At 69.7% G+C, this 17,879-nt stretch carries 20 protein-coding genes; 8 read left to right on the forward strand and 12 right to left on the reverse strand.

All coding sequences use genetic code 11. The annotated features are described in order from the left end of the window. Positions 1-417 precede the first annotated feature (417 nt). A complete protein-coding gene (locus BM150_RS19695) occupies positions 418-1,302 on the reverse strand; it encodes a phosphoribosylaminoimidazolesuccinocarboxamide synthase (protein WP_092928793.1) in 885 nt (294 codons plus the stop codon). Between the two features lie 142 nt (positions 1,303-1,444). Here BM150_RS19695 and BM150_RS19700 point away from each other — a divergent pair, with 142 nt between their 5' ends. Then, positions 1,445-2,128: a TenA family protein gene (locus BM150_RS19700; RefSeq protein ID WP_217641770.1), complete on the forward strand. Its 684-nt coding sequence runs from the start codon at positions 1,445-1,447 to the stop codon at positions 2,126-2,128. 155 nt (positions 2,129-2,283) lie between these two features. Here the strand turns inward: BM150_RS19700 and purB are convergent, their stop codons facing one another. From purB to BM150_RS19725, 5 genes are all read right to left on the reverse strand, one after another. Next, positions 2,284-3,717 (reverse strand): adenylosuccinate lyase, encoded by a 1,434-nt coding sequence (gene purB / locus BM150_RS19705; RefSeq protein WP_092928794.1) that lies wholly within the window; start codon positions 3,715-3,717, stop codon positions 2,284-2,286. Positions 3,718-3,895: 178 nt separating this feature from the next. Then, complete coding sequence (locus BM150_RS19710; RefSeq protein WP_092928795.1) at positions 3,896-4,483, reverse strand: TetR/AcrR family transcriptional regulator; 588 nt, start codon at positions 4,481-4,483, stop codon at positions 3,896-3,898. Between the two features lie 149 nt (positions 4,484-4,632). Then, positions 4,633-4,956, reverse strand: coding sequence for a DMT family transporter (locus BM150_RS19715; protein ID WP_092928796.1), 324 nt, complete (start codon positions 4,954-4,956; stop codon positions 4,633-4,635). 148 nt (positions 4,957-5,104) lie between these two features. Continuing rightward, the gene (locus BM150_RS19720) at positions 5,105-5,785 is read right to left on the reverse strand and encodes a hypothetical protein (protein ID WP_092928797.1); all 681 of its coding nucleotides are present in this window, start codon (positions 5,783-5,785) and stop codon (positions 5,105-5,107) included. Positions 5,786-5,798: 13 nt separating this feature from the next. Beyond that, a complete protein-coding gene (locus BM150_RS19725) occupies positions 5,799-6,317 on the reverse strand; it encodes a SigE family RNA polymerase sigma factor (RefSeq protein ID WP_092928798.1) in 519 nt (172 codons plus the stop codon). Positions 6,318-6,485: 168 nt separating this feature from the next. On the opposite strand from BM150_RS19725, the gene BM150_RS19730 reads away from it, so the two are divergent. Further along, on the forward strand, positions 6,486-7,505 hold the full coding sequence (locus BM150_RS19730) for a threonine aldolase family protein (RefSeq protein ID WP_092928799.1): 1,020 nt from the start codon (positions 6,486-6,488) through the stop codon (positions 7,503-7,505). 25 nt (positions 7,506-7,530) lie between these two features. Then, entirely contained in the window at positions 7,531-8,175 is a 645-nt protein-coding gene (locus BM150_RS19735) for an HAD-IA family hydrolase (RefSeq protein WP_092928800.1), read from the forward strand. A gap of 52 nt (positions 8,176-8,227) precedes the next feature. Here the strand turns inward: BM150_RS19735 and BM150_RS19740 are convergent, their stop codons facing one another. Further along, positions 8,228-8,431, reverse strand: a complete 204-nt coding sequence (locus tag BM150_RS19740) for a hypothetical protein (RefSeq protein WP_092626714.1) — start codon at positions 8,429-8,431, stop codon at positions 8,228-8,230. Positions 8,432-8,663: 232 nt separating this feature from the next. Between BM150_RS19740 and BM150_RS19745 the strand changes: the two genes are divergently transcribed. Next, positions 8,664-8,957, forward strand: a complete 294-nt coding sequence (locus tag BM150_RS19745; RefSeq protein WP_092928801.1) for an ArsR/SmtB family transcription factor — start codon at positions 8,664-8,666, stop codon at positions 8,955-8,957. Continuing rightward, on the forward strand, positions 8,954-9,340 hold the full coding sequence (locus tag BM150_RS19750) for a VOC family protein (RefSeq protein ID WP_092928802.1): 387 nt from the start codon (positions 8,954-8,956) through the stop codon (positions 9,338-9,340). The genes BM150_RS19745 and BM150_RS19750 overlap by 4 nt, the downstream gene beginning before the upstream one ends. Before the next feature lie 297 nt (positions 9,341-9,637). Here the strand turns inward: BM150_RS19750 and purD are convergent, their stop codons facing one another. Beyond that, the gene (gene purD / locus BM150_RS19755) at positions 9,638-10,921 is read right to left on the reverse strand and encodes a phosphoribosylamine--glycine ligase (protein ID WP_092928876.1); all 1,284 of its coding nucleotides are present in this window, start codon (positions 10,919-10,921) and stop codon (positions 9,638-9,640) included. Positions 10,922-11,142: 221 nt separating this feature from the next. Between purD and BM150_RS19760 the strand changes: the two genes are divergently transcribed. After that, entirely contained in the window at positions 11,143-12,231 is a 1,089-nt protein-coding gene (locus BM150_RS19760) for a glycerophosphodiester phosphodiesterase (protein WP_092928878.1), read from the forward strand. Between the two features lie 322 nt (positions 12,232-12,553). On the opposite strand, the gene BM150_RS19765 is transcribed toward BM150_RS19760, so the two are convergent. Beyond that, a complete protein-coding gene (locus tag BM150_RS19765) occupies positions 12,554-13,840 on the reverse strand; it encodes an adenylosuccinate synthase (protein WP_092928803.1) in 1,287 nt (428 codons plus the stop codon). 145 nt (positions 13,841-13,985) lie between these two features. Between BM150_RS19765 and BM150_RS19770 the strand changes: the two genes are divergently transcribed. Together BM150_RS19770 and BM150_RS19775 are read left to right on the forward strand one after the other, a co-directional pair. Then, the gene (locus tag BM150_RS19770; protein WP_175496927.1) at positions 13,986-14,690 is read left to right on the forward strand and encodes a hypothetical protein; all 705 of its coding nucleotides are present in this window, start codon (positions 13,986-13,988) and stop codon (positions 14,688-14,690) included. A 158-nt stretch (positions 14,691-14,848) separates the two neighbouring features. Further along, entirely contained in the window at positions 14,849-15,505 is a 657-nt protein-coding gene (locus tag BM150_RS19775) for an HNH endonuclease family protein (protein WP_092928804.1), read from the forward strand. A 110-nt stretch (positions 15,506-15,615) separates the two neighbouring features. Here BM150_RS19775 and BM150_RS19780 read toward each other — a convergent pair whose 3' ends face one another. From BM150_RS19780 to BM150_RS19790, 3 genes are all read right to left on the reverse strand, one after another. Then, the gene (locus tag BM150_RS19780; RefSeq protein ID WP_092928882.1) at positions 15,616-16,755 is read right to left on the reverse strand and encodes an FUSC family protein; all 1,140 of its coding nucleotides are present in this window, start codon (positions 16,753-16,755) and stop codon (positions 15,616-15,618) included. Between the two features lie 223 nt (positions 16,756-16,978). Next, positions 16,979-17,389: a DUF3151 family protein gene (locus BM150_RS19785; protein WP_092928884.1), complete on the reverse strand. Its 411-nt coding sequence runs from the start codon at positions 17,387-17,389 to the stop codon at positions 16,979-16,981. Positions 17,390-17,502: 113 nt separating this feature from the next. Continuing rightward, positions 17,503-17,784, reverse strand: coding sequence for a YciI family protein (locus BM150_RS19790; protein ID WP_092928805.1), 282 nt, complete (start codon positions 17,782-17,784; stop codon positions 17,503-17,505). Positions 17,785-17,879: the final 95 nt, after the last annotated feature.

Here is a 17,879-nt window from a genome sequence, read left to right on the forward strand (position 1 = left end):
TGACCTCCCGGAGAAACCCGCCCACCGGGATTCACCGAGCCAACACGCCCGGACGGTGTCCGGTGCTGTCGCTGCCGTTCGGAGCGGTTCGGCAGCACCGATGCGGCGTCGATTTCTCGCGAAATTGTCGAGCCGGTGTGGCGACGCGGCCCCGCGTGCGTAGATTTCTCGCGAAATCGCCGCGCAAGCGGCGCTCCCGGTGCCGAACTCCCACGGACGCAGATCGAATCCCGATCATCCTCGCAGGTCGGACTCCGACCACCCTCGCAATCGGCACCGCCGCGATTCTCCCGTGCGGCTCTCGCGAGGACGGCCCGACGTGGCGTAGGTCGCTACCCGATGTCGGGGCTCCCGGAGCGAGAGCCGTGCCGGAGGTTCCGCCAACCGCACCGCCACGCAGCCCGAGCTGCCGGGACCTTACGAAGGCCAGGCGGTGAGATCACGTCCGGTGATCCGCTCGTACGCCTCGACGTAGCGCGCCCTGGTCGCCGCGATCACTTCCGCGGGCAGCGGGGGCGGCGGCACGTCGGAGGCGCGGTCCCAACCGGATTCCGGCGAGGTCAGCCAGTCCCGCACGTACTGCTTGTCGAAGGAGGGCTGCGACCTGCCGGGCGCGTACTCGTCGGCGGGCCAGTACCGCGAGGAGTCCGGGGTCAGCACCTCGTCGCCGAGCACCAGCGTGCCGTCGGCGGCGAGGCCGAACTCGAACTTGGTGTCGGCCAGGATCACCCCGCGCGTCCGTGCGTGCTCGGCCGCGCGCTCGTAGATCCGCAGCGTGGTGTCGCGCAGCTGCCCGGCACGCTCGCGGCCGACGGTGGCGGCCACCGCGTCCAGGCTCACGTTCTCGTCGTGCTCGCCCAGCTCCGCCTTGGTGGCCGGTGTGAAGATCGGTTCCGGCAGTCGTGACGCCTCGGTGAGGCCGTCGGGCAGCGGCACCCCGCAGACCCTGCCGGTCTCGCGATACTCGGCCAGGCCGGATCCGCTCAGGTAGCCGCGTGCCACGCACTCGACGGGCAGCATCTCCAGCTTGCGCACCAGCAGCGCCCTGCCGCGCACCTCGTCCGGGATGCGCGGGTCGTCGGCGGCGACGAGGTGGGAATCGATCAGATCGCCGAGCAGTTCGAACCAGAACACGCTCATGGCGGTCAGTACCCGACCCTTGTCCGGGATCGGCGTCTCCAACACGTGATCGTAGGCGGAAACACGGTCGGAGGCGACCATCAGCAGATGCTCGTCGTCGACCTCGTAGAGCTCACGGACCTTGCCCGCTGCCACCGGGCGGTATTCGGAAAGCGCGACCACGGTTCGGGATTCTGCCTCACCCGCGCGATCGGCGGGCCGACGGGCCACGGTTGCGGCAGAGTACGAGTGGAACCGAGTCACCGCGTTTCCCGCGACGACCGCGTGCCGGTGTCGCGGGGGAGTGCCGATCAGGAGGCCGAGCTTGGAATCGACGGCGCCCGGAAACGGCGGGGAGTTCCCCGGGGAATTCACCGAGTGGATGCGCGAGCGCAGCGAGCCGGACTTCGGCGCGGTGGTCGCCCACCCCTTCACCGAGGCCCTGTTCGAGGGGAAGGTCCCCCGGGAGCGGATGCGCGGCTACCTGGTGCAGGACTACCAGTTCGTCGACCTGCTCCTCGCGCTGTTGGGAGCCGGACTCGCCAGGGCCGACCGCCACACCTCACGACTGCGCATCGCGGGCAGCGTAGCCGTGGTCACCGGCATCGAGAACGACTACTTCCGGCGCTCGTTCGACGAGCTGGAGGTCCCCCGGCACGAGCGCGAGGCGCCCGAGCTGGACGAGGCCACGGTGGCGTTCCGGGAGCTGCTGAGGGACACGACGGAGCGAGGCAGCTACGCCGACGTCCTGACAGTGCTGACCGTGGCCGAGTGGTCCTACCTGGAGTGGGCCTCACCAGGGCCGGAGCGACTGCCGGAGGACTTCGTGCAGGCCGAGTGGATCACGCTGCACAACGGCGCCGAGTTCGCCGACTGGGTGAACTGGCTGCGCTCCGAACTGGACCGGGTGGCCGGCGAGCTGGACGAGCGCGAGCGGGCGCGCTGCCTGCGGCTGTTCCAGCTCGCCACCCGGTACGAACGGGACTTCTTCGACGCGCACTGGCAGTAGACGACGCGCACTGGCAGTAGGCACCGCCGAGCGCGGTTCCTCAGCAGTGGTGCGCGGCGATTTCGCGAGAATTTGACGCGCCCACGCCACGCCACCGGCGCGTCAATTTCGTGGGAAATCGCCGCCCGGCAGACCTCGTGAGGACACGACACCTCTCAGAGGATCGGGGCGGGGGCGTAGGCCGCGGCCTCCGGATGGCGGCCGGTGATCTCGCCGATCTCCTCGGTCACCTCGCGCACCTGGTCCGCGGCCGCGCCGGTGAACTCCAGCGGATCGGAGAGCAGCTGCCCGAGCCGCTCGCGGTCCAGCGGCAGCCGCTCGTCGGCCGCCAACCTGTCGAGCAGGTCGTTGCGTTCCAGCCCCCGCTCCCGCATGTCCAGCGCGACGGCGACGGCGTTCTCCTTGATGGCCTCGTGGGCGGTCTCCCTGCCCACCCCCTCGCGAACAGCGGCCATGAGCACCTTGGTGGTGGCCAGGAACGGCAGGTAGCGGTCCAACTCACGTGCGATCACGGCCGGGAAGGCGCCGAACTCGTCGAGCACGGTCAGCAGCGTCTCCAGCAGCCCGTCGAACGCGAAGAACGCGTCCGGCAACGCCACGCGCCGCACCACCGAGCAGGAGACGTCCCCCTCGTTCCACTGGTCCCCGGCCAGCTCGCCCGACATCGAGACGTACCCCCGCAGCACCACGGCGAGTCCGTTGACGCGCTCGCAAGAACGGGTGTTCATCTTGTGCGGCATCGCGCTGGAACCGACCTGCCCCGGCTTGAAGCCCTCCGTGACCAGCTCCTGGCCCGCCATCAACCGGATCGTCTTGGCCAGGCTGGAGGGCGCGGCCGCCAACTGGGACAGAGTGGTGAGCACATCGAAGTCCAGCGAGCGCGGGTAGACCTGACCGACGCTGCCCAGCACCTTGCCGAAGCCGAGGTGCCCGGCGACCCTGCGTTCCAGCCGGGCGAGCTTCTCCTGGTCCCCGTCGAGCAGGTCCAGCGCGTCCTGGGACGTTCCGACTGGTCCCTTGATGCCGCGCAGCGGGTACCGCGCCAACAGGTCCTCCAGCCGCCGGAAGGCCACGATCATCTCGTCGGCCGCCGTGGCGAACCGCTTGCCGAGGGTGGTGGCCTGGGCCGCCACGTTGTGCGAACGCCCCGCCATGACCAGCTCGCCGTTCTCGGTGGCGAGCTGCCCGAGCCGGGCGAGCACGGCCACGGTGCGGTCACGCACGTGTTCCAGGCTGCGGCGGATCTGGAGCTGCTCGACGTTCTCGGTCAGATCGCGCGAGGTCATGCCCTTGTGGATCTGCTCGTGCCCGGCGAGCGCGTTGAACTCCTCGATGCGGGCCTTGACGTCGTGCCGGGTGACGCGCTCCCGCTCCGCGATGGAGTCGAGATCCACCCGTTCCAGTACCCGCTCGTAGTCCTCGACCACGCCGTCCGGCACCTCGACGCCGAGTTCGGCCTGCGCCCGCAGCACGGCCAGCCAGAGCTTGCGCTCCAGCACGATCTTGTGCTCCGGCGACCAGAGCCGGACCAGCTCGGGCGAGGCGTAGCGGGAGGCGAGCGGGTCGGGAATGCTGGGCTTGTCCGTCACGAGTGGTGAGGATACTTCCACCAACGGATGAACACGCCGGGCGGCCCCGACGGTCGGGCGTCAATTTCTCGCGAAATCGCCGCGCCCTTCGGGAGGAAGTGGCAGGGCACGGCGCTGTGACCGGGGTTGGCGTCGATTTCTCGCGAAATCGCCGCGCGAAGGGCCGTGGTGGGAAGGGTTATCGGAGCAGCTGGGCGCGCAGCATCCGACGGGCGGCTCCCCTGGGATCGGGGTCGCTCTCGATGAGGGCGTTGACCACCGCTCCGTCGACCAGCGCGATGAGTTCCAACATCCGCTCGTGGCCGATGTCCGCCTCGGAGCGGCGGAAGATCTCGGCGAGCAGCTCGTGCAGCCGCGAGTGCAGATCGCGCATCGACTCGGCGAGGTAGGGCCGTCTCGGCGACCCCACCAGCCGCTCGTACCGCAGCAGCACGGACTCGGTACCACCGTCGCGTGAGTCCGTGCCCAGCAGCAGGTCCAGCACCAGCTCGACGACCTCCTCGGTGCCGAGCGATCGTTCGGACAGCTCCTCCAGCCTGCGCCTGCCCGCCGCGAGCTCCTCCTCGGCCTCGTGCCGCACCGCCGCGGTGATCAGCTCTTCCAGCGAGTCGAAGTAGTAGGTGGTGGCGGCGAGCGGCAGCCGGGCGCGCTCGGCCACCGCGCGGTGCCGGATCGCGGCGAAGCCGCCCTCGGAGAGCAGTTCCGCCGCCGCGACCACGAGCAGCTGCCGCCGCCGTTCGCCTTTCGGAGTACTCGCCGCCGTCATCGCGTCGATCCTAGCCACCCTGCCCACTCGACTGGGGGACGTGAGGCGAGGCTCTCGCGGTGTCCGTCCCCGCCCGGGACCGGCAGTGTCCGCACCGCCTCGAAGCCCCGGGCCGACAGCCACCCGCGCGGTGAATCGTTCCGACGGAGTCAGTGCCCCACGCCCGCCAGGTTGAGGCCGAGCACCCCGGCGATTATCAGCACGATCGACACGATCTTGATCACCGAGACGGCGTCGCCGAGCCAGATCATGCCGATCACGGCTGTCAGCGCCGCGCCGACGCCCGTCCACACCGCGTAGGCGGGACCGACCGGCAGCAGGCGCATCGCCCACGCCAGCCCCGCGAAACTGCCGGTGGCGAGCACCAGGAAGGCCAGGCTGGGAACCAGCCTGCTGAAGCCCTCCGAGAGCTTGAGCGAGATCGCCCAACCGGCTTCGAGCACTCCGGAGAACAGCAACACCAGCCAAGCCATTACGAGCACGCCCTCCCGCGATCGGCGATACGAACCACGCTCACGCCGGGAAGACTACCCCTGGAGTGGTACGGCCGTACCACTCTGGTGCGCGACGCCACCACGAGTCGACGGAACCGGGACTCGACGGAGCCGGGACCGACTCGGGTCAGAGCTCGCCCGCGAGCCGTTGGGCCATCCCGGTCAGCTCGCCCTCGTAGGGCGGCGGACCACTGGAGTCGGAACTGCTGCGCAGGATCAGCTCGCGTCCGCTGCCGGTGCGCACGACCACCTGCACCTCGTTGTCCCCCCGACGTCGCGGTTCGGCCTCCCCTCCGGAGGGAGCCGAGGACGCCGAGCCCAGGATCACGGTCACGTTGCCGTTGCTCTGCTCGGTGCGCAGCTGGAACGACGCGGTACGCGCGCCGGCGGGACACTGCCGGGCCGCCACGGGCGCGCTGGCGTCGCCGACGGCGGGTAACTGCTCGGAAAGGGCGTCCGCCAGCTCTGGGTCCGGTGGACCGCAGCCCGCGGAACGATCGCCCGGCACGGAGAGCACCGAGGGCTGCTGCCCGGTGTCCACCCGGGGGGCGGGCTCACTCGCTCGCTCCGAGGCACCGGACGAAGCGGAGTCGGCCCGGTTGGACGACTGCGGATCGATCCAGCCCGTCCCGAAACCGACGCCGCCCGCCACCACGGCCAGCACCAGCAGCGAGCCCCCAGCGGCGCCGACTCTGCGCCGCGCCGTCACACGCCGCGACGCCTTGGCGATGTCCCCCGCGTCGAAGGTCGCTTCGGGGGCGGAATCGGCCGCGTCGCGGAACAGTTCCGCGAGTTCGTGCTCTCGCACTGCCTACACCTCCTCACGACATCGACCGCAGATCACCGAGCGAATCACCGAGGGCGGCACGCAGCGCCTCCAACCCCCGGGCCGTCTGGCTCTTCACGTTGCCCTCGCTGCACTTCATGACCTCGGCGACACCGGCGACATCGAGTCCCTCCAGATAACGCAGCACCAGCACCGCCCGCTGTTTCGGCGGCACCAGCCGCAACCCCGCGAGCAGCGTCCGACGGGTGACGACCGAGTCGTCCATGTCCACACGGTCCGCCGAGTGCTCGGGCAGTTCCTCCACGGCCCGCTCCCGACGCCAGGGGCGACGCGAGTCGTCGATCACCGCACGGGTGAGGGTGCGGCGGACGTAGGCGTCCAGCGCCTCCTTGTCGCGGATCTTGCGCCACCTGCGGTGCACCGCTATGAACGCGTTCTGCGTCAGGTCGTCCGCTCGGTGCCAGTCCCCGCACATCATGTACGCCATCCGACGCACCGCCTCTCGCCGAGCCGCGAAGTACTCCGCGAACTCCTGCTCCTCGCGTTGCTCCACGCGGAAGCCTCCGCTCGTTGCGTGCCGACACGTATCAGGACGGAACGTCCACCGTTCAAGGTTGCACGCCGGTAACGCACGATCATCACACCCCCGGCGGAAATCGGCGATCCCGCAGGTCCGCGTACCCGATACCGCTCACCGGGCCGAATATGGTGTGATCCTTTCGTGACCCAAACAGCCCCGATCGATCTACGTTCCGACACGGTGACTCGTCCCGACGAGCGGATGACCGCGGCGATGGCCGCCGCGGAAGTCGGCGACGACGTGCTGGACCGGGATCCCACCATGCGAAAACTGGAACGCCGCGTCGCGGAGGTGCTGGGAACCGAGGACGCCCTGTGGGTTCCCAGCGGCACCATGGGGAACCTGATCGCGCTCTCGCTGCACCTGCGGCGCGGCGACCGGTTCCTGGCGCCGCGCGGAGCGCACGTGCTGACCCACGAGCTGGGCTCGGCGGCATGGCTGGCGGGCGGGATGCCCGAGCCACTGGACTGGGACGCGGGACCGGGCAGACCCAGCGCGGGATCGGTGCGCTCCGTGTCCGGGGGCGGCGCGGCGTACGACTCGCTGCGCGACAGCCTGCTGTGCCTGGAGAACACCCACAACGAGTCGGGCGGATCCGTGACTCCGCCGGATGAACACGCGCAGCTGGTGGCAGCGGCGCGCGACAACGGCCTGGCGATTCATCTGGACGGGGCGCGGCTGTTCAACGCCGCCGTCGCGCTGGGAGTGAAGCCCGCCGCGCTGACGGTCGGGGTGGACACGGTGCAGCTATGTCTGAGCAAGGGGCTCGGCGCTCCGGTCGGTTCGGCTGTGGCCGGCACCGCCGAATTCGTCACCGAGGCCCGCCGGATGCGCAAGATGCTCGGCGGCGGGGTACGGCAGGGCGGCGTGATCGCCGCCGCGGGCCTGGTGGCGCTGGATAACACCGAGCGGCTACGCACCGACCACGACAACGCCGCCCGTCTCGCGGAAGGGCTGACCGAGCTGGGCTGGCACGTCAACTCACCGCGGACGAACATGGTGCTGGCCACGGTCCCCGACGTAGGTCACAGCCTGGAACGGCTGCGGAAGGCCGGTGTGCTCGCGGTACCGATGGCCGGTCGGGTGCGTTTCGTGACGCACCGCGACGTCGACTCCGGCGACGTCGACGAGGTGTTGCGCCGGATCGGGAAAGCGGACTGACCAGCTGGAGGGGAAATCGGTGGGAATGAGCGGAACCGGCGACGAGCGGCCGTACTGGGTCGTTTTCGACTACGGTGAGGTGATCAGCGAACCCACCCGGGCACTGCCGCGGATCACTGCCGAGTTGGGGATGGACGGTGCCGCGCTGGACAGCGTGAGCGCGGCCTACTTCGCCGAGCGCGAGGCGTACGACCGCGGCTGCGACGACCACGAGTACTGGAGCGCGGTCGCCGCACGGCTGGGTACGAACGTGGACGAGCGGCTGTCCCGAGAACTGACCCGGATCGATGTGGCGGGCTGGTCCGAGACCGATCCGGGAACGCTGCTGCTGTTGCGGGAGCTGACCGCCTCCGGAGTTCCACTCGCGCTGCTGTCCAACGCGCCGGGTTCGTTCGCGCGGGAAGCCGAACGCACGCGGTGGGCGGAGCACTTCCGCCACGTGGTGTTCTCCGCCGATCTGGGGATGGCCAAGCCGGACGAGGAGATCTGGCGCGTCCTGCTGGAACGGCTCGACGCCTCACCCGAGCAGTGCCTGTTCTTCGACGACCGCGAACCCAACGTGGCGGCGGCCCGTGCGGCGGGGCTGCACGCTCGGCGTTGGCAGGGGCCCGAGCACGCACGGGAGGAACTCCGCTCGCACGGGGTACTGCCCGCCACGAGCGGTGACTGAACCGAGAGCGCGCCGGACACCGCCGCCGACCGTCCGGCGGGAAGCGGTGATCTCAGCGGAGCTGTCGGCCGCGGTCCCTGCCGCCGACCTGGCGACTGTCCCGCTTGGCCCAGCCGACGGCGGCTGTGATCAGGAACAACGCGCCACCGATCACGGCGAGCCAGAACAGCCCCTTCACCACGAAACCGATCACGGCTCCGGCCACCGAGAGCACCAGCCACAGCGCCAGCAGCCCGAGAACTACCTTCCACCACATCACTGCTCACCTCACCACGAGTGCACGGCCCCCGGATGAGCGGCAGCCGATCGTGTAACGGCCACCGCGGGTCCGGAGCCAACACCTCCAGCTTCCCACAACTCCGCCTGCCGTGAACGGATTCCGGGGGACTCGGTTCGGTTGCCGGGGAGCTCGCCAGGCGGAGCCTCCCGCGACGCCGAATATCCCCAATCGAGTTGTCAGGCAAGCCGTCACTTGCTTATTGTGGGGTGTGCCCGAAGATGTCTTCAAGGCGCTGGCCGACCCCACACGTCGACACATCCTCGACGAGCTGGCGGATCGGAACGGTCAATCCCTGTTCGAGATCCGCGCGCGGCTCGCTACCAAGCACGGCCTGGGGATGTCCCGCCAGGCGATCAGCCAGCACCTCGCCGTGCTGGAAGCCGCGGAACTGGTGCGAACACGGCGCCAGGGCCGCTACAAGTTCCACGACCTGAACACCGCACCCCTCGAGCGCATCGCGACCCGGTGGCTCAGGACCGACGCAGCGGAGGACACCCAATGAAGATCCACCTGGCCAGCGTCTTCGTCGACGACCAGGAGAAGGCCCTGCGCTTCTACACCGACGTGCTGGGTTTCGTGCGGAAGACCGAGGTCCCGCTCGGCGAGCACCGCTGGCTGACCGTGGTATCGCCGGAGGAACCGGAGGGCACCGAGCTGGTGCTCGAACCCGACGCCCACCCCGCCGTCAAGCCGTACAAGGCGGCACTGCTGGACGACGGCATCCCGACGACCTCCTTCGCCGTGGACGACGTGCGGGCCGAGTTCGACCGGCTCAGCCGACTGGGGGTGCACTTCACCCAGGAACCGGTGGACATGGGGCCGGTAACCACGGCGGTGCTGGACGACACCTGCGGCAACCTCATCCAGATCGCCCAACACCACTGACACCTCGGCCCGACAGGGCCGAAACCAACCCCGCGCGTCGGCACCGCCGACCAAGCAGCTGCCCGGTGCTCTTCGGGGCGGCGTCGATTTCTCGCGAAATCTCCGCCCCGGAGACCGACCGCCATGGGGAAGCGACCGTGAGTGTCGCAGCGCATGTGTCCCCGGTGCGTGAGTCGGATGCATCGCGAGACCGGGCCGCTCGCCGCGTAGGTAGCTACTCAAGAGCCGGCCCAACGCGGCAAGGCGCCGACTCACGTGCCGGCTAACCGACCACCCATGTCAGTTCTGCCAAGAACCCTAATTCCGGGTGAGGTCACCGTTCTCGGGGACGGTGACTTCGCCGCGCGCGGCACGCGCCGCGATGTCGGTGCGGTAGTGCGCTCCGGGCAGGTGCACACCGTCCACGCGCCGGTAGACCTCCGCACGCGCGGACTCCAGGTCCTCGCCGGTGGCGACCACCGACAGCACCCGCCCTCCGGCGGCGAGCACGGCACCGTCCTCTTCTCTCCTGCGGGTGCCGGAGTGCAGCACACCGGGGCCGTCGCTGCCGCCGATCACGTCGTCGACACGCGGCCTGCCGGGATAGCCCTCGGCCGCCAGGATCACGGTCACCGCCGCGCCGGGCTCCCACTCGGGCTCGGGCGCCTCGGCCAGTTCACCGTTGGCGACGGCGGCGAGCAGTGTCGACAGCGGGGTGCGGAGCATGGCCAGGATCGCCTGCGTCTCGGGATCACCGAAGCGGCAGTTGAACTCGATGACCTGCGGACCGTTCGAGGTCAGCGCCAGCCCGGCGTAGAGCAGGCCGGAGTAGGGGGTGCCGCGCCGCGCCAGCTCCTCCACCGTGGGACGCACGACGGTGTCGACGACCTCGTCGACCATTCCCTCCGGAGCCCAGGGCAGCGGGGCGTAGGCCCCCATCCCGCCGGTGTTGGGGCCCGCGTCGCCGTCACCGACCCGCTTGAAGTCCTGTGCGGGCAGCAACGGACGCACCGTGGTGCCGTCGACCAGGCACAGCAACGACGCCTCCGGACCGTCCAGGAACGACTCCAGCAGCACCGGGTGGCCGTCCTCCAACAGCTTCAGGGCATGGGCCCGGGCGGCGTCGAAGTCACCGGTGACGAGCACTCCCTTGCCGCCTGCCAGCCCGTCGTCCTTGACCACCCAGGTGGGGCCGAAGTTGACCAGCGCGGCATCCAGCTTCGCCGGGTTGTCCACGGTCTCGCTGTGGGCGGTCGGCACACCGGCCGAGAGCATCACGTCCTTGGCGAAGGCCTTCGAGCCCTCGATACGCGCCGCGGCCCTGGACGGCCCGAAGCAGGGGACGCCCGCCGCTCGAACCGCGTCGGCCGCGCCCACGACCAGCGGGGTCTCGGGACCGAACACCACCAGGTCGGCCCGCCACTTCACCGCGAGTTCGGCGATCTCATCAGGGGCGGCGACATCAACCGAGTACGACTCGGCGATCGTCGCGGTGCCCGCGTTACCGGGAGCACACGCCAGGGCCGTCACCTCCGGGTCGCGGGAGAGCGCCCGCAGGATCGCGTGTTCCCTGCCGCCTGCACCAATCACGAGGATGCGCACGCCCCGCAGCGTAAAGCTTTGCCGGATCCTCCACGTCCCGCCCCCCGCCGAGAAGTGGCCGACACGACGTCGACCGTTCACCCCGAGTTCGCCGCGAGGTGCGCGATCGTGATCGACGATCACCCCGAACGGACTCACGAGCGAGAGAGGTTCACGTGTCACGGAACCGGATACGCGAGATCGCGGTACTTTGTACGCTCGCCTTCGCGGCGCTGCCCGTCATGGGCGTGTCCTCGGTCGCCGAAGCGGACACCACCGCCCCGAGGCATTCGGACGCGAAACGACACCCGAAGGGGGACGAGACCATCCGGGTCTTCGGTCACCGGGGAGCACCGGGCCATCGCCCGGAACACACCCTCGCCTCCTACGAGCTGGCGGCGCGGATGGGCGCCGACTACATCGAGCCCGATCTCGTGCCCACCAGGGACGGGGTCCTCGTCGCCAGGCACGAGAACGAGATCAGCGGCACCACCGACGTGGCCGAGCGCCCCGAGTTCGCGGACCGCAGGACGACCAAGGTCATCGACGGGGAGCGGGTGACCGGCTGGTTCACCGAGGACTTCACCCTGGCCGAGCTCAAGACGCTGCGGGCGACCGAACGCCTCCCCGAGCTCAGGCAGCACAACACCGTCTTCGACGGCCGGTTCGAGATCCCCACTTTCCAGGAGATCATCGACCTCGAGCGGGAACTGTCCCGCGAGCTGGGCAGGCGGATCGGGATCGCACCGGAGATCAAGCACCCGAGCTACTTCGACTCCGTGGGGCTGGGCATGGAGCCCGACGTGGTGCGGGCCCTCGACCGCAACGGGCTCAACCACCCGCACGCGAAGGTGGCGGTGCAGTCCTTCGAGGTAGGCAACCTGCGCTGGCTGGACCGGCGGTTGCGCGTCGATCTGGTGCAGCTGGTGTGGAGCAGCGGCGCGCCGCGGGACTTCGTCGAGAGCGGTGACCCGCGCGAGTACGCCGACATGGTGACCCCTGCCGGACTGCGCGAGATGTCCGAGTACGCCGACTGGGTGGCGCCGGTCACGACCATGATCCTGCCCAGAGACGAGAACGGTCGTCTCACCGAACCGACGAGCCTGGTGACGCACGCCCACGAGGCCGGTCTGCGGGTGGTCACCTACACCGTGCGGGCCGAGAACACCTTCCTGCCCGCGGAGTTCCGAAGCTCCGAGGTGGACGGCGCCCACGGCGACGTGTTCGGCTTCCTCCGGGAGTTGTTCGCCGCCGGTGTGGATGCCGTGTTCGCGGACCAACCCGATCTCGCCCTTCTCGCGAGAGAAGAGTGGAAGACTCACTCGGAGTAGTTGCTCGCTCGGCGGAACTTCCGGGGGCGTCGATTTCGCGAGAAATTGACGCCCCGCACGGCGGTGTGGCCCCGGTTCCGTCGATTTCCCACGAAATCGCGGAGCCACCGGCATCGACGAACAGCCGAGCTCCCACCACGCCCGCAGGCCGAACTCCGACCACCCTCGCAGTCGGCACCGCCGCGGGTTCTCGCGTGCGGTTCTCGCGAGGAAGGCCCGAGGTCGTGTAGGTCGCTACCCGATGTCGGGCCTCCCGGAGCGAGAGCCGTGCGCGAGGTTCCGCCACCAGCACCGCCACGCGAACGGGGAAGTAGGAAAGTATCTACGCCATCTGGTGGCGCACGATGGTCTGATCCCGCCCGGGACCGACCCCGATCGCCGAGATCCGCGCCTGGGCGAGCTCCTCCAGCCGCTCGATGTAGGCACGGGCGTTGGCAGGCAGGTCCTCGAAGGTGCGCGCCCCGCTGATGTCCTCGCGCCAGCCGGGCATCTCCTCGTAGACCGGCACGGCGTGGTGCACACCGGTCTGGGTCATCGGCATCTCGGAGGTGCGCATCCCGTCCACGTCGTAGGCCACGCAGACCGGCACCGTCTCGAGCCCGGACAGCACGTCCAGCTTGGTCAGGAAGTAGTCGGTGATGCCGTTGACCCTGGTCGCGTAACGCGCGATCACCGCGTCGAACCAGCCGGTGCGGCGGTCCCTGCCGGTGTTCACCCCGACCTCACCGCCGACCTTGCGCAGGTTCTCGCCCGCCTCGTCGGTGAGCTCGGTGGGGAACGGACCCGCCCCGACACGGGTGGTGTAGGCCTTGATGATGCCGATCACCGAGTCGATCCGGCTCGGGCCGATCCCCGCTCCGGCACAGGCCCCACCGGCCGTGGGGTTGGAGGAGGTGACGAACGGGTAGGTGCCGTGGTCCACATCGAGCAACGTGCCCTGCGAGCCCTCCAGCAGCACCGTCTCGTTCCGACTGAGTGCCTGGTCCAGCATCAGCTTCGTCTCCGCCACCCGGCCCGCGAACCGTTCGGCCTGCGCCAGCACCGTGTCGACGACCTCCTCGGGGTCCATCGCACGCCTGTTGTAGACCTTGACCAGCACCTGGTTCTTGTACTCCAGGGCGGCCTCGACCTTCTGGCGGAGGATCTTCTCGTCCAGCACGTCCTGCGCCCGAACCCCGACCCGGGCGACCTTGTCCTGGTAGCAGGGACCGATGCCCCGACCGGTGGTCCCGATACGCTTCTTGCCGAGGTAACGCTCGGTGACCCGGTCCATCGCCACGTGGTAGGGCATCACCAGGTGCGCGTCGGCCGACAGCGAGAGCTTGGAGGTGTCCACGCCACGGGACTCCAGCCCGTCCAGCTCCTCCAGCAGGGCCTCCGGGCTGACCACCACACCGTTGCCGATGACGTTGTGCACCTCAGGGCTGAGGATCCCCGAGGGGATCAACTTCAGCGCGAAGTCCTGCCCGTCCGGCAAAACCACCGTGTGACCCGCGTTGTTGCCACCCTGGTAGCGGACAACCCACTGCGCCTGCTCACCGAGCAGGTCGGTCGCCTTACCCTTTCCCTCGTCACCCCACTGGGCGCCGATCAACACGATTGCCGGCATGTGAAACTCCAACCTGTCACTGGAGGCGGTCTGTGCAACTGGTAACGGCGGGTCATCGCTGTCGGTGGCCACGGGTGCGCCGCCACACCGAGGAAGGCCCGGCACCTGCGAATGCCGATCGATCAGGGTAAACCAGGAGCGTAACGTGACTACCACCGCACTATCCTGCGGAAACATCGAACGTGAAGCACGCCCGGCTCGTGCCGACGTGCGGTGGTTCGACCTACCGCCCCAGCCGTCACGCACCGACGTGGACCCGATACTGCTCGAGGCCGAGGGCCGCGTGGTTGTGCACGGTACGGATGCGGATCTGGCCGCCGTGGTGCTGCGGCTGCTGCGTAAGAATCTACTAGCGGAGCTGTCCGTGGGCTACGTCCCGGTCACCCGTTCGCCCGCGAGCTCGGTGTGGTCCCTCCCGGTCGGGGAGTTCGACACGGCGCTGGCGGCACCGGCGAGAGCCACTCCGCTGATCAGGGACGACTCCGGCGGTGTGCTGCTGGGGCGCGGCGCGATCGCACCGATGACCGGTCAGGTGTACTGCGACGACCAGCGCATGCTGCACGGTTCGGCACGCTCGGTCGAGGTCTTCCCCGATCCGGACGCGCCGCCGCTGAGCGAGCCCACCGACGACCCGCTCACCACCCAGCCCGCACCGGTCACGACCGGCCTGGTGACCGTGGTGACCAGTCGGAAACTGCTGTGGCGGCGAAGCGAATCGGCACGTGGCCGCGCGATGCAGGCCAGTTTCGAGGAGACCACCGTCCACCGGGACGGGGTGGCGCATCCCCGGCCGTTGCACCGCTGTGCCTGGTATCGGCACACCCGGGACCTGCTGCTCGCCCGCCCGTGAATCCCCCGGAAGCACCCCGCCCGAAGACAATCATCGGACAGGGGATTGCGTTGTCCGGCTCACCACCCGTATGCCGAGATCAGGTACATTCCGCACCTCGCGAGTCCCCACACCCCACCACGGCCGCCCCCCGGCCGGATTCGTCCTGGAGGCCAGTCATGCCCGCCGGAAGAGCGCTACGTACGGCGACGGCCGTGTTACCCGTCCTCGTCGCGTTGGGATGCGCCACCCTCACCCCGACGGAGGAAACCGAATCGAGCGCCGGACCACCGGGCGCACCGGACACCGCGCGAGCGGAGGAAATGCTCGCCGACCTCCGGACGGCCCGGGAGGGTTCGATGGACGGGTACGACCGCGACGAGTTCCCGCACTGGGACGAGGCCGAGGGCGAGAACTGCAACGTCCGGGAACGGGTGCTCATTCGCGACGGTGAGAACGTGCGAACCGGCTCGGACTGCTATCCCACCTCGGGGACCTGGGACAGCCCCTACGACGACGGCAGCTGGAGCGATCCCTCCGATCTGGACATAGATCACATGGTTCCGCTGGCCGCGGCCTGGCGCTCCGGGGCCTCCGACTGGACACAGCGGAAACGCGAGCGGTTCGCCAACGACCTGTCCGGCCCGCAGCTGCTCGCCGTCACCGACAACGTCAACCAGTCCAAGGGTGACGACACCCCGGACGAGTGGCTACCACCGGACGAGAGTTTCCACTGCGAGTACGTGAGGGCCTGGATCGGCACCAAGCACAACTGGGACCTGACCGTCACCGGAGCCGAGCGGACCACGCTGCGCGGTGTGCTGGACAGCTGCTGATCGAAGCCTTCCGGTCGGGCTGTCGAGATGCTCGATCGGAACCTCCCCCGGGGGCCCGCTCCGGGATGGAGACCTCTGGTGGCGGGGAACTGCCGTGGCGCGGGCGCGGGTCACTCCGGGGGGTCACTCCGAGACTGGTCGGAGGGGGCTTCGGCGGAATCCTCCCCGGAATCCGGGTGCAGCGAGGGCAGGCTGTTCAGCGCCTCGGAACGGCTCAGTCCCGTGGCCTGCAGCAGGTCCACCGTGATGGAACGGATCTGCAGCACCACCACCTGCATGGAGAAGTCCGTTTCGGACACCAGTCGAACCGTGGTGCGGCGCGCGACCGAACGGGCCGCTTCCCTGGTGCGCAGCGGTTCCGAGCCGTCGGCCAGCTCGTCCCGCAGCAGCACCACCACCCCGGCCAGTTCCTCCAACATGCCCGGTACCGGATCGGGGACGGGCTCCTCGTCGCGCAGCGCGGCCAGCGCACGGCGGGCGAGCACCCGGGTGTTCCGCAACGCGCGATCGACGGGAGTGGCGGCGGTCTGGTAGTGCTCCAGCTCCCCGCGGTTGCGCCAGCGGATCGGAGCGTACCTGGCTATCTCGTCACCGGTGGTCAGGGCGGAACGCAGTTCCTCGACCGAGCGATGGCTCTTGCGTGCGGCGACGAGCACGTCGGAGGCGGCGGCACTGTCCTCGCCCGCCATGGCGGCGGAGATGCCGCGCAGCGCGTCGGCCAACGAGCCGAGCACCGTCCTGCCGTAGCGGTGGGCCACGGCGAGCGGGTTCTGCGGCAGCAGCGCGGCCACGATCAGACCGACCACACCGCCGATCGCGGCGTCGACCATGCGGTTGAGCCCACCCATCGTGGCGGGCGGCAGCAGGGTGGCGACGAGTACCGAGGACGAAGCCGCCTGCATGACGATCACGCCGCCCGCGTCCAGCAGCACGGCCGTGCTCATGGCAAGCGCCACCACCAGCGCGATCTGCCACGCCCCCGTCCCGATGACGGAGATCAGTACGTCGCCGATCCCCACACCGACACTGACCCCCACGACCAGTTCGGCGGCGCGGCGCAGCCGCTGTCCCAACGAGATACCGAGTGCGATCACACCCGCTATCGGCGCGAAGAAGGGCTCGGGATGGCCGACCACGTGCCGAGCGATCAACCAGGCGAGCCCGGCCGAGATCGCGCACTGCACGATCGGGATGCCGGTCCGCAGCAGACGCTGCGTTCGTCGGAGGAGTTCCTGGCGAAATCGCTGCACGCTGTCATTCTGCGACAATCACGGCGCGTGATTCGGTCAGCCCGGACACGTTCCCGGCAAGAGCCCCCGGCGGAACCCGTTCGGGGGTCGGTCGCGGGCACACGAGTGGGCGACCCAAACGTCCGGCCCGGCTGGTGAGCGGCTACGGCAGGACGGAACCGCTCCCCGGCGAGCACCGGCGTGACCGGCGGCCGGACCGCCCCCGCGGCCCGGCCCGCTCGGGTCAGATGCCGTTGGCCTCCAGGGATGCCGGATCACTGTCGGCGAGCAGTTGGCTGCAACGCTGGTACTCCTCGTCCTCGCCGATGTCCCGGGCCGCCTTCGCCAACATCGCCACGGAGCGCAGCACACCCTGGTTCGGACGGTGGTGCCACGGGACGGGGCCGAAGCCCTTCCAGCCCGCCTTCCGCAGCGCGTCCAGGCCGCGGTGGTAGCCGGTGCGCGCGTACGCGTAGGCGGCCACCGGGCTGTCGGACTCCAGGGCGAGCTCGGCGAGCCGGGCCCACGCGGCGCTGAAGGTGGGGTGTCGGGCCGCGACGTCGGCGGGGTCGTCACCCCGGTCCAGCTCCGCCTGCGCATCGCTGGCCTCGGGCAGCAGCGTCTCCGGTGGTTCCAGCAGGTTTCCTCGCGTCATCATGACCTCATCCTGCCAGCCGGACCGGGTGAGGTCGCCGGTCGCGGGCGCCGGTGCGCCGAACTCGGCACGACCGGTGGAGACCAGCCGCCGGGGTTCGGCCGAGGCTCGGCTCAGCCGAGCCAGCTCCCGGTGACCGCCTTCCACTCCCGAACCGTGGTCTCGCGCAGCACACCTTCCCTGGTGTAGGGGTCCTCGGCCAGGATGCGGTCGAGTTCGGCACGGTCGGTGGTCTCGTAGACCAGCATCGCGCCGTCACCGTCGACGAACGGTCCACCGGCCAGCAGCACCCCTCGGTCCGAGAGGCTCTTGGAGTAGTCCCGGTGCTCCGGGCGGACCCGTTCGAGCAGTTCACGGTCCTCGCCGTATCGGATGTGCACGACGAAAGTGGCCATTTCCACCCTTTCTGACGATGTGTTGGTCACAAGTTTCTTGCGGAGATTACCGGGTAAGCAGACGAACCGGGGGCTGAGCCGGTACCTTGCTGAAT

This window comes from Actinopolyspora alba (assembly GCF_900112765.1).
Taxonomy (GTDB): domain Bacteria; phylum Actinomycetota; class Actinomycetes; order Mycobacteriales; family Pseudonocardiaceae; genus Actinopolyspora; species Actinopolyspora alba.

What these genes read in the sequence shown, in the direction of transcription:
- BM150_RS19710 (WP_092928795.1), bottom strand. Translation starts at nt 4,483, where the DNA reads ATGACGGCGGCGAGTACTCCGAAAGGCGAACGGCGGCGGCAGCTGCTC.
- BM150_RS19715 (WP_092928796.1), bottom strand. Translation starts at nt 4,956, where the DNA reads ATGGCTTGGCTGGTGTTGCTGTTCTCCGGAGTGCTCGAAGCCGGTTGG.
- BM150_RS19735 (WP_092928800.1), top strand. Translation starts at nt 7,531, where the DNA reads ATGAGCGGAACCGGCGACGAGCGGCCGTACTGGGTCGTTTTCGACTAC.
- BM150_RS19740 (WP_092626714.1), bottom strand. Translation starts at nt 8,431, where the DNA reads ATGTGGTGGAAGGTAGTTCTCGGGCTGCTGGCGCTGTGGCTGGTGCTC.
- BM150_RS19750 (WP_092928802.1), top strand. Translation starts at nt 8,954, where the DNA reads ATGAAGATCCACCTGGCCAGCGTCTTCGTCGACGACCAGGAGAAGGCC.
- BM150_RS19760 (WP_092928878.1), top strand. Translation starts at nt 11,143, where the DNA reads ATGGGCGTGTCCTCGGTCGCCGAAGCGGACACCACCGCCCCGAGGCAT.
- BM150_RS19765 (WP_092928803.1), bottom strand. Translation starts at nt 13,840, where the DNA reads ATGCCGGCAATCGTGTTGATCGGCGCCCAGTGGGGTGACGAGGGAAAG.
- BM150_RS19775 (WP_092928804.1), top strand. Translation starts at nt 14,849, where the DNA reads ATGCCCGCCGGAAGAGCGCTACGTACGGCGACGGCCGTGTTACCCGTC.
- BM150_RS19785 (WP_092928884.1), bottom strand. Translation starts at nt 17,389, where the DNA reads ATGACGCGAGGAAACCTGCTGGAACCACCGGAGACGCTGCTGCCCGAG.
- BM150_RS19790 (WP_092928805.1), bottom strand. Translation starts at nt 17,784, where the DNA reads ATGGCCACTTTCGTCGTGCACATCCGATACGGCGAGGACCGTGAACTG.